The organism is Enterobacter cloacae subsp. cloacae ATCC 13047 (genome assembly GCF_000025565.1).
GTDB lineage: Bacteria > Pseudomonadota > Gammaproteobacteria > Enterobacterales > Enterobacteriaceae > Enterobacter > Enterobacter cloacae.
This window is the reverse complement of the sequence record NC_014121.1, coordinates 5,005,307-5,021,266: the sequence shown is the minus strand read 5'-3', so window position 1 is coordinate 5,021,266 and position 15,960 is coordinate 5,005,307. Positions and strand designations below refer to the sequence as shown.

The 15,960-nt window shown below is 44.6% G+C and carries 13 protein-coding genes; 10 read left to right on the top strand and 3 right to left on the bottom strand.

Annotation, left to right across the window (positions count from 1 at the left end; genetic code table 11):
- Positions 1 to 266: 266 nt before the first annotated feature.
- Positions 267 to 602 (top strand): universal stress protein UspB, encoded by a 336-nt coding sequence (uspB, locus tag ECL_RS24440; protein ID WP_003861224.1) that lies wholly within the window; start codon positions 267 to 269, stop codon positions 600 to 602.
- A gap of 55 nt (positions 603 to 657) precedes the next feature.
- Here uspB and pitA read toward each other — a convergent pair whose 3' ends face one another.
- Positions 658 to 2,157, bottom strand: a complete 1,500-nt coding sequence (gene pitA, locus ECL_RS24435; protein WP_013099193.1) for an inorganic phosphate transporter PitA — start codon at positions 2,155 to 2,157, stop codon at positions 658 to 660.
- A 228-nt stretch (positions 2,158 to 2,385) separates the two neighbouring features.
- On the opposite strand from pitA, the gene ECL_RS24430 reads away from it, so the two are divergent.
- From ECL_RS24430 to ECL_RS24390, 9 genes are all read left to right on the top strand, one after another.
- Positions 2,386 to 3,588, top strand: coding sequence for a BaiN/RdsA family NAD(P)/FAD-dependent oxidoreductase (locus ECL_RS24430; protein ID WP_044159598.1), 1,203 nt, complete (start codon positions 2,386 to 2,388; stop codon positions 3,586 to 3,588).
- Between the two features lie 142 nt (positions 3,589 to 3,730).
- Positions 3,731 to 4,573, top strand: a complete 843-nt coding sequence (locus ECL_RS24425) for a TnsA endonuclease N-terminal domain-containing protein (protein ID WP_000090707.1) — start codon at positions 3,731 to 3,733, stop codon at positions 4,571 to 4,573.
- On the top strand, positions 4,560 to 6,683 hold the full coding sequence (locus ECL_RS24420) for a hypothetical protein (RefSeq protein ID WP_001641527.1): 2,124 nt from the start codon (positions 4,560 to 4,562) through the stop codon (positions 6,681 to 6,683). Before ECL_RS24425 ends, ECL_RS24420 begins: the two co-directional genes overlap by 14 nt.
- Entirely contained in the window at positions 6,683 to 8,131 is a 1,449-nt protein-coding gene (locus ECL_RS24415) for an ATP-binding protein (protein ID WP_001049180.1), read from the top strand. Before ECL_RS24420 ends, ECL_RS24415 begins: the two co-directional genes overlap by 1 nt.
- 40 nt (positions 8,132 to 8,171) lie before the next feature.
- Entirely contained in the window at positions 8,172 to 9,728 is a 1,557-nt protein-coding gene (locus ECL_RS24410; protein WP_001324699.1) for a TnsD family Tn7-like transposition protein, read from the top strand.
- 11 nt (positions 9,729 to 9,739) lie between these two features.
- The gene (locus tag ECL_RS24405) at positions 9,740 to 10,666 is read left to right on the top strand and encodes a hypothetical protein (protein WP_013099190.1); all 927 of its coding nucleotides are present in this window, start codon (positions 9,740 to 9,742) and stop codon (positions 10,664 to 10,666) included.
- Between the two features lie 362 nt (positions 10,667 to 11,028).
- Positions 11,029 to 11,997, top strand: coding sequence for an IS5-like element IS903B family transposase (locus ECL_RS24400; protein ID WP_013087110.1), 969 nt, complete (start codon positions 11,029 to 11,031; stop codon positions 11,995 to 11,997).
- A gap of 87 nt (positions 11,998 to 12,084) precedes the next feature.
- Entirely contained in the window at positions 12,085 to 12,384 is a 300-nt protein-coding gene (locus ECL_RS24395) for a helix-turn-helix domain-containing protein (RefSeq protein WP_001097216.1), read from the top strand.
- 563 nt (positions 12,385 to 12,947) lie between these two features.
- Entirely contained in the window at positions 12,948 to 14,774 is a 1,827-nt protein-coding gene (locus ECL_RS24390; RefSeq protein ID WP_001239419.1) for an AAA family ATPase, read from the top strand.
- A 168-nt stretch (positions 14,775 to 14,942) separates the two neighbouring features.
- Here the strand turns inward: ECL_RS24390 and copM are convergent, their stop codons facing one another.
- Positions 14,943 to 15,293 (bottom strand): CopM family metallochaperone, encoded by a 351-nt coding sequence (copM, locus tag ECL_RS24385; RefSeq protein ID WP_000647571.1) that lies wholly within the window; start codon positions 15,291 to 15,293, stop codon positions 14,943 to 14,945.
- A gap of 147 nt (positions 15,294 to 15,440) precedes the next feature.
- A complete protein-coding gene (gene silE, locus ECL_RS24380) occupies positions 15,441 to 15,872 on the bottom strand; it encodes a silver-binding protein SilE (RefSeq protein WP_000790485.1) in 432 nt (143 codons plus the stop codon).
- Positions 15,873 to 15,960 lie beyond the last annotated feature (88 nt).

The following is a 15,960-nucleotide window of genomic DNA, read 5'->3' as shown; positions in this document are numbered from 1 at the left end:
TAAGTTATCGATGACTAAACAGAAAGCCGTCGTCTGATGCTTTCATTACGGCCCAGTTAAACATATTTTTCAAGCTTTGGTGTTGATAACGATTAACCTTGTGGCAAAAAAATTAACGGATCTCCTACACTATTTAATGAACCGTTCGGATATTAAAACGCGAACCGGATCGACTTTTGGTCATTCTTTCACTGAACTGTCTGTCAGGGCATTGGGGTGCGGTAGCTCAGAAGCCTTGCTTCGTGGGCGGACGCCGGGGAGGATGTATGATTAGCACCGTCGCATTGTTTTGGGCGTTATGCGTAGTTTGCATAGTGAATATGGCGCGCTACTTCTCATCGTTACGTGCGCTGTTAGTGGTACTTCGTGGTTGCGATCCGTTGCTTTATCAGTATGTGGACGGTGGAGGGTTCTTCACCTCGCATGGACAGCCCAGCAAACAGATGCGCCTGGTCGGGTATATCTACTACCAGCGCTACCGGGATCATCACGATGAAGAGTTTATCCGCCGCTGCGAGCGCCTGCGTCGCCAGTTCATTTTGACCAGCGCCCTGTGTGGCCTGGTCGTCGTCAGTATGATTGCCTTAATGATTTGGCACTGAGCATAAAAAAAGCGGGTCAGTTTCCTGACCCGCTTTTTTTGTCGCCTTCAGCCAATTAAATCAGCTTCAGCGCAATCCAGTACAACCCACCCGAGAGCAGGATAGACGCCGGAAGCGTAAACACCCAGGCCATCAGAATGTTGGTCACGGTTTTGCGTTGCAGACCGCCGCCATCAACAATCATGGTACCTGCCACGGACGAAGACAGTACGTGGGTGGTGGAGACCGGCATACCGGTGTAGCTTGCCAGACCGATAGAGACCGCCGCCGTCATCTGCGCGGACATGCCCTGCGCATAGGTCATGCCTTTCTTACCGATCTTCTCGCCGATGGTGGTTGCCACACGACGCCAGCCAATCATCGTACCGATACCCAGTGCCAGCGCGACAGCCATGATGATCCAGATTGGCGCGTACTCAATGGTGTTGAGCATATCGCTTTTCAGTTTCTTCAGCAGGCGCTTGTCGTCAGCATTCACGTCTGGCAGCTTCGCGACTTTGTCGGTCACGTCAGAGATGCAGAGCATAATGCGACGCAGCTGACCACGCTGTTCAACGGCCAGTTTGTCGTAGCTTTCGATATCGCCCAGCATGCCTTTCGCACGTTCCAGCGCGTTAATCGCGTTTGCCGGGTGGCAGTGGAACTCGCCCGGCGCGGTGGTCGCACCCGCTTCAGGCGACGGGATCAGCTGGTCAACGCCGGTCGCTTTTTTCAGCAGTTCAGGGTGCTGCTGGAAATAGGTTTCAACGTTATTGACCGCATCACGGGTACGGGTGATTTCATAACCGGAGGCATTCATGTTAACCACGAAGCCCGCCGGTGCAACGCCAATCAGAACCAGCATCACCAGACCGATGCCTTTCTGCCCGTCGTTCGCGCCGTGAGAGAAGGCCACGCCGATGGCGGAAATGATCAGGGCGATACGCGTCCAGAATGGTGGCTTTTTCTTGCCGTCTTTCTTCTCACGCTCTGCTGGCGTCAGGTGGATACGCGCACGTTTTTTCGTGTTGCTCCAGTAGCGACGCAGGATGAAAATCAATCCACCCGCAACCACCAGACCGACGATAGGGGAGATGATCAGAGAACCGAAAATACCCAGTACTTTAGGCAGGTTAAGCGCATCAACAACCGAGGTACCGGTCATCAGGGCGTTGGTTAACCCGATACCGATAATGGCGCCGATGAGGGTGTGAGAACTGGATGCAGGCAGGCCGAAATACCAGGTACCGAGGTTCCAGATAATTGCAGCAAGCAGCATTGAGAACACCATAGCGAGGCCATGGCCAGAACTTACGTTAAGCAGCAGATCCGTTGGCAGCATATGCACAATGGCATACGCAACGCTCAGTCCGCCCAGAAGGACACCAAAAAAGTTAAATACCGCCGCCATAACGACCGCCAGTTGCGATCGCATTGCGCGAGTGTAGATAACCGTTGCTACTGCGTTTGCAGTGTCGTGGAAGCCGTTGATCGCTTCGTAAAACAGTACAAAAACCAGAGCAAGCAATAATAAAAGCCCGGTATGTAAATCCAGGCCGGCAAACAAATGTAGCATAGGACGTTACGCCATTTTGAGGACATGAACGCGGCGCATTATCCAGGACAAATGCGCGGCGGGCAAAGTGAAATATAGACTTTTTTTGACATACCACCTGATTTGGGAAAAGTGCCTGAAAGGATATTCTTTAAATTTCAATGAAATGGCTTTGTAATATCTTTTTACGCTGGTGTGACCACAGAGGAAACTTTACAATCCGCGGCAGTGAACAAAGAGGGTTTTGACGTGGAAAGGTTTGATGCCGTGGTAATTGGCGCCGGTGCGGCGGGTATGTTTTGTGCGGCGATGGCCGGACAGGCGGGTCGTCGTGTGCTGCTGCTGGATAACGGTAAAAAGCCTGGGCGCAAGATCCTGATGTCTGGCGGCGGGCGCTGCAACTTTACGAACCTGTATGTCGAACCTGCGGCCTATCTGAGTCAGAACCGCCATTTTTGTAAATCTGCGCTGGCGCGTTATACCCAGTGGGATTTTATCGATCTTGTGGGTAAGCACGGTATCGCGTGGCATGAGAAGACGTTGGGGCAGCTGTTCTGCGATGACTCCGCGCAGCAGATTGTCGATATGCTCGTGGCCGAGTGCGAGAAGGGCGGCGTGGTAATGCGCCTGCGTACAGAGGTGTTGGACGTATCCCGCGACGAGCAGGGCTATACGCTGCAGCTCAACGGCGAAAGCGTCAGCGCCGATAACCTGGTCATTGCCAGCGGCGGTCTGTCGATGCCGGGGCTGGGCGCCTCGCCGTTCGGCTACAAAATTGCCGAGCAGTTTGGCCTGAAGGTGCTGCCAACGCGTGCGGGACTGGTTCCTTTTACTCTGCACAAACCGCTTCTGGAACAGCTTCAGACGTTGTCTGGCGTTTCTGTTCCTTCCGTTATTACCGCCGAAGACGGAACGGTGTTCCGCGAAAACCTCCTCTTTACCCACCGCGGCCTCTCCGGCCCGGCGGTGCTGCAAATCTCCAGCTACTGGCAGCCGGGCGAGTTCGTCACGGTTAACCTGCTGCCGGAGTGCGATCTGGATGCGTTCCTCAATGAACAGCGTGCGGCGCACCCGAATCAGAGCCTGAAAAATACCCTCGCGATGCAGTTGCCGAAGCGTTTGGTAGAGTGTTTGCAGGGGTTAGGGCAGATCCCGGATGTTTCCCTTAAGCAGCTTAACAGCCGCGAGCAGGAGACGCTGGTAGAGACCCTGACAAACTGGCGCGTGCAGCCCAACGGCACCGAAGGCTACCGCACGGCGGAGGTCACGCTGGGCGGTGTCGACACGAATGAGCTCTCCTCGCGCACGATGGAAGCGCGCAACGTGCCGGGCCTCTACTTCATCGGTGAAGTGATGGATGTGACCGGCTGGCTCGGCGGGTATAACTTCCAGTGGGCGTGGGCCAGTGCCTGGGCGTGTGCGCAGGCGCTGGCAGATGTCCGAGGACAATAAAGTTGTACACAAAGCACTAAAGTTGTAACCATTCTCAAAAAACGACGCTAATGTTGTATACTTACTGAATGTGTGGTTATAGGGTTGGAGACTATAAAATGCACATATAGGTACGTATCAATGTCGTTTTTAGGGTACGATCATGGCTAGGGGTAGGCGTCTCAAATCCTATTTGGATTATGAAAATGCGCTAGGTGACGGCATAGGAGTGGGCTATGGCCAAAGTTATCAGCCCTGGCTTAGAGCTCAGGACGTTAAATCCCGTGGAAACCGTTCGATAGTCTTTGGCCTTAAGACGTTTCGAAACCATCATCTCCTTTCTTCTGTCGAAAGTAACTTTTTCTATCTGGCTGAGTTTAATGACTCGGTGATTGATATCCGGGAACAATTCCCACTCTTTCCTCTCCGGCTTACCCAACAAATAGCAAATCATCTACATTTTCAACATCCTATGGTGAGGGGAGTAAGAGGAGTACCTGTCGAAGTTCTGAATGTTATGACAACCGATTTTTTACTGACCTTGAGAACTCCTGAAGGCGGACTTCGATACAAAGCTATAGCAGTAAAACATAACGAGAGCATACCTGAACGCGAAGCCCAAAAACTTGAAATAGAGAGGATGTTTTGGCAGTTGATTGATGTTGAGTTTCAAATTTATGTTGGCTCGGAACTCAATAACGTCGTCGGTAAAAACATTTGCTGGGCTACTTCTGTATTAAGAGATGGTTCTGAATTTTATGATAAATATCCTCTTGATAAAATCCTATGGAAGCTTAAACCAGATGTTTATCCCATAGTAGGACTACGTGCAATGATTTCATCAATCTTTGGGGTAGATGCACAAGAAGCGATGATGTTATTGCAGGCAATGATTGGATTAAAAATGATAAATGTTGATTTATCATATCCAATACTCGAAACCGGTCTGATAAAGATAATTTCCAATGACCACTATATAGGACTGAACGCAAATGGATATTATTAGGAATTCAGTCTGGCTCTCTCAAGGCACTGATTTGCTTGCAGAGGGACTTTACCGTGTTTTGGATTTTGACAGAAAGGTCGATTTGTTAATTTTGTTTAAAATAAAATCAGAAAGAACGGGTAAGCCAATCCCTTTCTCATTTTCAATGTTTAAATATTATATTGAATCAAATAGCATAACTTGTAAAGATTATATATATCCTTCATATATGTTAGTAGATGAGAAAGAATTAACAGATAAAGACAGAGGAAGGCGAGATGAAAATTACAATATCATTAAAGATCTTGTAGATGACAGAATGTTTCTGTTCGACTATGCATTACATAAAAAGTCGCACCTTTTAATGGATTACTCAAGAAATAAAAAAATATCACAATATACTATCAGAACGCTTCTGGCGTTGTATTGGCGACATGGGCAGGATATTTATGCATTGCTACCCGCATTCTCGAACTGTGGCGCCGCTGGGAAAAGTAGAATCAAACATGAAATTAAACTTGGGAATTCCAAAAAAAACAGAGCATTACCTAATGAACGATCACGTGTTTTCATTCTTAATGAAAGAGATATAAATAATATTAGAAAATCTCTCATTACGTATCATTATAAAGTTAACGGAGATACGATAAAGAAAACATTAGAGAGACATATTGATTTGTATTTTAGGGATGAAATTAAAACAGCAAACCTAGAAAATAGAGCTCCATATGTTCCTTCTTTAAAACAATTTTCATACTGGAATAAAAAACTCTTCACTAAAGATTTCTCGATAAATAAGAAGAACACGAAAAAAGAAATAGACCTCAAAATGCGGGCGCTTTTAGGTAGTGTGGCTAATACAACTGTTTTGCCGGGTGATGTTTTCGAAATAGACTCAACTGTCGCTGATGTACATCTTATTTCGAGTTTAAACAGACGAAAAGTCATTGGGCGTCCTACTATTTATACAGTGGTGGATCGTGCAACAAGAATGATTGTTGGCCTTCATGTTTCTTTATACCATGCTTCATGGCGAGCCGCCCGACAAGCGTTAGCAAATTGCTTTATGCCAAAAAAAGAATATTGTAGATTATTTGGAATCTCTATTACTGATGATGATTGGCCTTGTTCTCACATTCCATTAACATTGATGTGTGACAACGGGGAGATGATTGGTCTTAAACCTCAGGAAGAGATGACCCCCCTGACAAAACTTGAGTTTGCGCCAGTCGGTAGAGGCGACAGAAAAAGCATTGTTGAACGCTGTTTCGGCATTCTGAATGATGAGGTTATTCATAGGCTTATTGGAACAACACGAAGGGGAAAGATTGTTAAAGGAGAGCCAATACCGCAATCCAGGGCTTGTTTAACGATTCAGGAGGTCACGTCTTTACTGATTCGGGAGATACTTGCACATAATCAGAGAACGTATGAGGAACTGGCTTATATCAATCCCTTACTGATTGAAAATGATCTCGTAATATCACCAAAAAATAGTTGGATGATAAGCTTAAAGCACGGGAGATTCAGCGCAAGAGCCGTTGGGGCCGACGAAGTGATCGCACGATTGTTAATCCCTGTGAACGCTAACATTACCGCCGGTGGGATTCAGTACAATAATCTTTTTTATGAATGTGATCCTGAAATTGCATCAGGTGTCAGAGTATTTGGAAGAACCACTTGTGAAGCAAGAATAGATGACAATTGCGTAGATTATATATATGTAAGATTTGACAAAAATAGCATTTTCAAAAAACATTACCTACTTAAGAAAAGAGATGTATTTAAAGGGAAAGCTCATCTTGATACAGATGTAATGGCTGATTGGGTAGATACTCAAAAAGAAATTAATTTATTTACTCTGGATTCGCTCAGCAATATCAATAATAAAGATGAATTTAACAGGAAAGGTAACGAAAGATTAAATGAAATATACGAATCTCGCCGGGTACATGGTAAAGATATTAAAAAGAACAGGAAAAATGAACTTGATTCATTAGGGCGAACTCATGTTGCTAATGGAAGATCTGAACCCCTACTTCCTTCATCCAGTAATGTTCTGCTTTTGCCTGGCCGGGAGGAGAAACAAAGATGGTTAAAAGGTAAGAAGAAGACTGAGGACGCAGAATAATGAATCTTATACGGCGCGTTTCAGCGATATATAAAGAACAGGAGTTACCTGAGTATCGTGGCAATCCCTTAATTGAAGCACTTCCTGAAGCGCTTACGGAAGATGAAGTACTTCTGGAAATGAGTTATTTCCCCGAAATTGACGAAAAAATCCGCTGGACTGCCCCGGCGAATGTTAGAGAGCAGTATGTCGAACGTATAAAGAAATTCCGTTGCCCTCAAACCAATCTTATCCAGGCTTATAAGATGATCTTACGGGCACTTAGGGAAAGCTATGCAGCTCGTAATCCTTTAAAAAGCGGAACAATTCAATATCTTCATTACTATGGAAATGAGCGTCCTGATATTGAGCCAGAAAGTGGATATTTTAAATCCCAGGCTGAAACTATTACGATAGTTGGAATGAGTGGTTCTGGAAAAACTACCATGATTGAGCAAGTCATGGATCATTTCCCTCAGATTATAGAACACAGCAGCTATAAAGGAGTTTTTCCCGGCTTCAGTAAGCAAATTGTATGGGTAAAGATTAATTGTCCATACAATTCAAGTGTGAGAGACCTTTGTGAAGAGATTTTACAAAAATTAGATGATGCAATTGGTATTGAACGAACTACACCTGAGATTAGAAATGGTGCTCTGGCTCGCCAGATTGCACAAAGAATTAAATCATCATTTTTGGGTATCCTTGTTATTGATGAAATGCAGAGGCTTAAATTTTCAAGAACCGGGGGTGAGAGTAAGTTGATTGATTTTTTACATGAAATTGTAGATTCCATGGGGGTATCTATGGTTTTTTGTGGAAATCATCCTTTTGACGAGACGCTGACAAAGAAAATGAGAATTGCCAGGCGGGCAGAGTCTGGTGGTTACATGAAAATTAAGAATGTTAGATACGATTCACAAGACTGGCAATCGTTTATTCATTATTTATGGCCATTACAATGGACAAATGTTGAAACTCCATTAAATGATGAGTTAAACGAAAAATTATTCATTTTATCTAAAGGCAATATTGGATTGGCTCAGATGATTTATCGGGGGGCACAATTAAAGGTTATCGGTAGCGGCAATGAAATCATCACTGGCGCAGTCTTGTCGGCCTCTGTACCGGTACTCGTGAGTCATACGGAGGAATATAAGGATACTCCACTCCCGGGGGCCGCGACTGAAGATGAGGAAGCTAAATGGCTCTCTGCATCTAATGAGGGTGATGCTTCGGCTAAAATCATGGCAGAGAAGTCCCTAAAGTCTTTGATCCCTGGGGATATAGACAGGCCACAGCACAAGGAATTCGTAGGAAAAATAGACGAGGTTTTGCGCAATTTCGACGAGAAAATACTGTCTCTTGACCACGATCTTGTTATCAACAGAACAGCTGAAAAGAAAAATACCTACGATGCTCTTCAGCGTTGCGGGCTTATAAATATAGATCCACTTAATAAATTGTAATGAGGTAACAGTTCGTAACGGTCAAAGAGAGGTGTGGGAAATGAGAATGTTGCCTGTTTTGCCTGATGAATCCTTGTTCAGCCGGTTTTGTCGGACAACTACCGTGTACGGTATGTCCCCATCTTCTCTGTTAACGATCATTTTCAACAAACCTGATATGAACGTCCATCCAATTCTCAATTCAGGATTAAAGGCTATTTCTCTTCATACATCCGAAAGTGCAGATCAGCTCTGGCATGAACAGACTTTACTCCCTCTTTTTGCCTGGGCACTACCAATCAGTCGTAATGAAATTATGGATTTCAACACGACCCCTGCCAGGCTTAATCGATTGTGCCGCCTTAGTAATTTTTCACTAGGGCAGCGCACACTATTGAAGTTTTGCCCGGTTTGCGCTCGTGAAGATACTTTTCATTATGGTGTTACTTATTGGCATCTGGCGCATCAGCTTCATGGGGTTACAACCTGCCATCGGCATCCGGTAGCGCTTGAAAGCATCCATGTCCCTTCTTCACCGCACATACGTATTGGACTGATGCCTCCTGTTTCGTATACAGAACAACTTAGCAATGAGATAGACTTCGATTTTGCTAAGTTTTGTTATGAGTCCCTAAATATAATCAGAAGAAAAGATATTACACACCCCAATTACATGGATGTACTTAAAAAGTTGAATTTATTATCATTGGATGGAAATTTAAAGAAAAATGTATTCTACGCACATGTTTATGCTAAGTGCCAGTTATTTGGGGAGGGTTCATCGGGACTTATACCAACATCCCTAACTGATTATCATTACTGGGAGCCTATACTCAAAGACAAATGTTGTCAGCATCCCACAAAGCATCTTTTGCTTTGTTATTGTTTGTTAAATACTTGCTGGCCAACGTATGCAGGAAGTCGTACTAATAAAAAGAAAGAAATCTTTAAAAGTCATAAGAAATACAGTTTTCATATAGTTGAAAATAATACTAGTGTTAGCAACCTTGGGAAGGAATTTAGTCGCAGCAGATGTTACATTAAAACACTTATTTATAAAAAATACCTGAGGGCGTTTAAGCGAAACACAAAAATTAATATATTCACTGAATTGCTTATCAAGTCTATGGCTGTAAGGGGGTTTAGTCTGGCATCCATAGCTGAGAAAAACTCATTATCGGAAGGAGCTGTATCCTCTGTAATTTCATCTTGTTACGGTTTATGCTCATGGCGTAAAAAATGTAAAAAAGATTCTTTAAGACGGCGTCATAAGCAGAAAATATTAAGATTTATACATAATCAATCCGTTTCTATAACACGAAAGTTAGTCAAAGAAAGTTGTTATGCAAGTTTCTATTGGCTAAATAAACATGAATGTGACTGGCTTAATTCCTGTCTTCCTAAAACAATACGATGCTATAAAAATAAAAGAGTAGACTGGAGCGAGAGAGATATTATCTCATCATCATTAATAAATGATGTTTTATCTCAGGGGCAGTACTCGATGTCACTTACAAGTCTAGATGCTTTACTGGGAGGGCATGGCTGGCTTTTGAAATACAGAGATAAACTACCAATGACAATGATACTTCTCAGAAAAATGGAACTAATTAAATAAGAGGGAGTTATATGGTTTACGAAAATGAATTGTGGCACAGTTTTCTTCTGCGTTCACAGATAATGTATAACTTATCCAATTGCAGGAACATAATATCAAAGCATGGCGCACTAAGGTACGATGCCTTTCCTCGTTTCGAACTGATTGATATGTACAAATTGCATAGCTTGCAGGATATATATGACATTCTTGCCACTAGAAATGGTTATATACTAACTTCCAATATAGTGTCGTTATCTTCTGGTGTTTACGGGTATTTTAACGCTGTTGAAGATGCCTGTCGGAAAAATTTTCACATAACTAATTCATATCCATTGGTAAACATCTCAAACATTCGTTACTGTCACAAATGTATTGTTGAAGATATACACTCTAAAGGCATTGGTTATCTGCGTCATAGATGGTTGTTTGAATCTAAATGTGCAGTTCATAGTACCAGTTTATATGAGGTTTGTTTTGATAACTATTTGAATGCAGTGAAAGGACTTAGTGACTTAATTATAAGTGGAATAAATCCTCATGGTTATTGTTCCCTTGTGGTTGACGTTTCAAACCCTTTCAAAAATCCAGTGTATATATTACCATGTGCACGTAATAAAATTTTAAAATGGATTTCGGACAATAAAAATATGCTGATTTACTTTCTCTTTGATCTCTTCAAATGTAAGTCGCATTCAAGTTTATCTAAGGTTATCGAAGTCAAGATAATGCATGATAGATATATTTCTGCGGTGTTCAAGATGTTAAGTGAAGTTAATTTTTGTAATTTCAACTCATTTATTTCTGATATTTTTGAGGACGTAAATTATGCCTCTATCGGACTTGATGATTATTCTGTTAATGTGCATTTTCTCAGGCTAAGGGCTGCAGATTGTAAATTTTGCCAGTTGAATGGTAAATATTTTTGCTCACTTTACAATGTAAAACTTCTTCGCTAATTTCACTTCATTTATAAAATACTAAGAAAGCTAGTTAGATAAGGTTTTATATTTTGACTGGGGCAGGAATAAATTATCACTCATAGAGTTTCCCTGGGGGTTACCACCTGTGTATGATGCCGGTTAGCAACAACGTCTAAAAGACCTGCGATCACGTGGGTCCCACTCCAGCAAAGGGGCAAGGGGTGCTATATAACGGTGTACTGCTTACCCAATACGGCCTTGTATTTGAAAGATGCCGCATCTTGGCAGGATTCGTATTACAGCCTATAGTCTGTTAATGAGCATTACAGCCTATATGCTGTAAATCCCTGCGTTATGCTTGTTAACGGCTTTGTTGAATAAATCGAACTTTTGCTGAGTTGAAGGATCAGATCACGTATCTTCCCGACAACGCAGACCGTTCCGTGGCAAAGCAAAAGTTCAAAATCACCAACTGGCCCACCTACAATAAAGCCCTCATCAACCGTGGCTCCATAACTTTCTGGCTGGATGATGAAGCTATTCAGGCCTGGTATGAGTCAGCAACACCTTCTTCACGAGGCAGACCTCAGCGCTATTCTGACCTTGCCATCACTACTGTGCTGGTCATTAAACGCGTATTCAGGCTGACCCTGCGGGCTGCGCAGGGCTTTATTGATTCCATTTTTTCTCTGATGAACGTTCCGCTACGCTGCCCGGATTACAGCTGTGTCAGCAGGCGGGCAAAGTCGGTTAATGTCAGTTTCAAAACGCCCACCCGGGGTGAAATCGCACACCTGGTAATTGATTCCACCGGGCTGAAGGTCTTCGGTGAAGGCGAGTGGAAAGTCAAAAAGCATGGCCAGGAACGCCGCCGTATCTGGCGTAAGCTGCATCTCGCCGTTGACAGTAAAACACATGAAATCATCTGCGCTGACCTGTCGCTGAACAACGTTACGGACTCAGAGGCCTTCCCCGGGTTAATCCGGCAAACCCACCGGAAAATCAGGTCAGCCGCCGCCGATGGCGCTTACGATACCCGGCTATGTCACGATGAACTGCGGCGTAAGAAAATCAGCGCGCTTATCCCTCCCCGAAAAGGTGCGGGTTACTGGCCCGGTGAATATGCAGACCGTAACCGTGCAGTGGCTAATCAGCGAATGACCGGGAGTAATGCGCGGTGGAAATGGACAACAGATTACAACCGTCGCTCGATAGCGGAAACGGCGATGTACCGGGTAAAACAGCTGTTCGGGGGTTCACTGACGCTGCGTGACTACGATGGTCAGGTTGCGGAGGCTATGGCCCTGGTACGAGCGCTGAACAAAATGACGAAAGCAGGTATACCTGAAAGCGTGCGTATTGCCTGAAAACACAACCCGCTACGGGGGAGACTTACCCGAAATCTGATTTATTCAACAAAGCCCTTGTTAACTCGTCGATACGGAAGGTCACTTATGAACACTCAATACGCTTTGAAGACTTTGAATCAGTTACGTCCTGTTTTAATCGGCTTTCGCAAAGCCAATGGACTGACGCAAAAAGATGTTTCTGAACGTTTGGGTATAACACAGCAAACTTATGCCCGACTAGAGGCCAACCCTGCAAGTGCGGGTTTTGAGCGTTTGTTTAGGGTGTTCAGCGTCCTTGGAGTGGAGATCGTACTTTCATCCAGGGAACCATTGTCAGATGCAAAGCCCGAATACGGAGCTATGCACAATTATTCTTCACTTCCAGCCAGGCGGGAGAAATGGTGACGCCTGGCGCTTCCCGGTCTAATTTTTCTTCAACAAGATTAACCCCTTAGCGGCCTGAAGTATCAGGTTGCGATAGAGCCTTTCATTTCTTCTGTTATGTTAAATACACCATTTTGAGCTATTTCGCTCGGCCTTAAATTATCTCTTCATTCTTCAGTGAAAATTTTATGTCGATCACATTATCGATGAATTTAGGAAATAATCCGTAAATGAAAATCTATCTTCTTTTAAATTCATCAGTGTCAGTAGCAAATATTACGCATAAAAGAATGGTTATTATTATCATTTAAATTATAAAGCTCATGAGTCAATTCCAAAAAATATAATAAGCATTGAAATCATTACCCGTGATTCTGGAGTTTTAACTTTGCCATGTAACCAACCACAAGTTAGTTTCCGGTGTTTTGAGGGGCAGTAAAGTTCTGAAAGCGCGACCAGATCATAATCCCGAAATGTCGTTAAGATATTCTGAATAACGGTTATCCCTGCTTGTTGGCAGGCATTTGAAAATATATTTTGTATTCAGGTTGCAGCAAAACGCTTTCTTACACACAGGACTTCATATGCGGCTCAGAAAATTAAAACTGAAAAACTTCAGAGGCTACAGAAACTCTACTGAAATCATTATTGATGAAAGCATGACGGGTATTGTCGGTCGTAATGACTTTGGGAAATCAACGCTTCTGGAAGCGCTGGCTATTTTTTTTGAAACAGAAGGAATGAAGGCTGACAAGAATGACATGAACTGTTTCAGCCTAAGAGAAGGGGACGGCCGTTTTGAAATAGCCTGTGAATTTGATGACCTGCCCGATTTTATCATGATCGACGACAGGGTGCAGACCACGCTCGCCTCAGAACATCTGCTGAATGAGGACGGCAATTTTGAAATCGTCAAAACGTTTAAAGCAACGACCTCAGGAAAACCGGAGCAGACCTGCATCCGCTGCATCCACCCGGATGAGGAGCCCCTGAGAAATTTACTGGGCATGAAAATTTCTGAGCTCAAGGCGGTGGGAAAAGAAGTTGAAAAAAATGTGGCGGATAAACGCACTGCATCGTTATGGCGTCAGGCCATCAGGGAAGCCGCAGCCCCCTATACCTGTTCGGAAATTATGCTGGATGTCGATAAAGAGTTCGGAACCGACACAAAATCATTATGGGGTAAGATCCTCGATTTGCTGCCCACGTATGCGATTTTCAAAGCCGACAGGGAAAGCAGCGACGGGGATTCCGAAGCTAAAAACCCCTTACAGCAGGCCGTAAAAGACGCTCAGGCTGCGCTGCAGGACAAAATTACAGCGCTGGAAAATGAGATTCAGGACAGCGTCCTGGATGTCGCACAGAGAACGCTGGATAAATTACGTGAAATGGCCCCCGAACTCGCCAGTGAACTGACTCCACGATTTAAGGAGAAACCCAAGTGGACCTTCAATTTCACCCTGGACGGGGAAAATGGCATCCCCATCAATAAGCGCGGCAGCGGGATAAGGAGGCTTATCCTGTTGAATTTTTTTCGGGCTGAGGCTGAAAAGAATGTCGCGGGGACGCCCAGAAATGTGATTTATGCCATAGAGGAGCCTGAAACGTCACAGCATCCGAACTATCAGATGATGCTGATGAAAGCGTTACTGGCACTGGCAGGCCAGCCGCACCGTCAGATTATCGTCACCACCCATGTCCCGGCGCTGGCCGGATTAATCCCTGTCGAAGGCGTACGTTATGTTACCCGAAATGAGGCGGGTGAACCCGTAGTAAAAATGCCGGATGACGCAGTGCTGAAGGAAGCCACTGAAAGCCTGGGGGTGCTGCCAGAGACCGGTATGGAAAGGGCGCAGGGGATTGTTCTGGTAGAGGGAAAGTCGGATGTTACTTTCCTGAGGCATGCGGCCAGTTCATTAAAACAGTCAGGTGCGCTGCCAGCCTCTCTGGAGGACGTGAAAATAGTGCCAGTCCTCATAGGAGGGTGTGGTAGCGTCAAACACTGGGTTACATTGAATCTGGCCAAAGATCTGGGGCTTCCCTGGTGCGTATTTCTGGACTCCGATATTGGGGGAGACCCTGCACAGGTTCTGTCCATCCAGAAGCGTAAAAAAGAAGTAGAGGAGGCCGGTAAGGTATTTTTCGCTACGCGCAAACGTGAGATAGAAAACTATCTGTGCCCGGATCTTATCGAGGAAATTACTGGTGTAGCCGTCACGTTTACGGACACCTGTGACGCTAAAAAAATAATCGGCCGGGCTGTGGGAATGAAACCCGATAATGTACTAGATAAATTCTGGCCTCAGATGACATCAGAAAGAATCATCTCAAGATCAACCTATCATGACGGAACGCAGGAGAGAAGCGAGCTGGTTGAGATCCTGAGCGACATTGTATCCATGACGAGATAATGTATTAAATAAGCATCTCAGGTGCATATATTCCGGTCCTCAACAAAGGACCGGAGTACAGAGTAGTAAAAACCCGAAATTAATCGGGTTTGAATTATATAAAGATTAACCGACTCCCGCGCCCAGGAACGATGTAAAATCACGCTTGTCGTGACATTTCTACAATGTTTACTTTTGACTATCAAGCCATTTATTCATCTGCTCAATTTCACCTTTTTGAGCTTTAATGATGTCCTGCGCGAGCTTTCTCATTTTCGGATCTTTTCCGTATTTGAGCTCGGTCTCAGCCATTGCTATTGCCCCTTCATGGTGCGCTACCATGCCTTTCGCAAAAGCCTTGTCGGGATCGGACTCATTTACGGCAGCCATCATTTTGTCATGCATGTCTTTCATGCCAGCCATATATTCCTGTGACGAAGCCGAGGTAGACATATCAGTCATTTTCATTTCTGAATGTTCTGCTGAAATCGCTGGCAGGGATAACATTAATACTGCAAATAAAGTGTTTCTGGCTTTCATAAAAAATATCCTTTTAGCGTTGATGCCCGTTAACTGTAGCAGAATCTGATAAAAATGCCCCCTGTAGGGGGCAAAGATGTTGCCATATATCCGGTTACGGAAAAATCTATCAAGGAAATAAGGACAGCACAGATACTTCCCTCGCCGTCAGCCTGCACTGAGCATGCGACGATGCGCTTCGGCCATGGCCTGATGTGGGCCAGACTGACCGTTATTCATAAATTCATGGGCAACTGCAGCTCTTTCATGCTCATTCATTGCCGCTAATGACTTCGACGGCCCGGTAGGGGAAACGGTCTGACTTCCCATCATCCTCTGATGACTTTCCACCATTTTCTGGTGCGCATCCGCCGACCCGTTCGTCATGGTTTCATGAGCAATAATGGCCTGTTCATGCTGGTCCATACCGGCCATACGAGGTGCAGTCCCCTGGATCCCGACAGGAGCCGCAGCAGACTGCATCTGGTGAGCAGGTGCCTGTGCATTGTTGACCCGCTCATGGATATTCACGGTTTCAGTGGCCCAGGCCGAAGAAATTAAGCCAAAGCCCAGCAAGGATGCTAATACGATATTTTTCATGATAACTCTCCATTTCTTAATTAGTGATGTCCGGGGGAGTACAACCGGTGTTTTCAGTTCCATAACTGAAACAGGTTCGGAAGTGTTT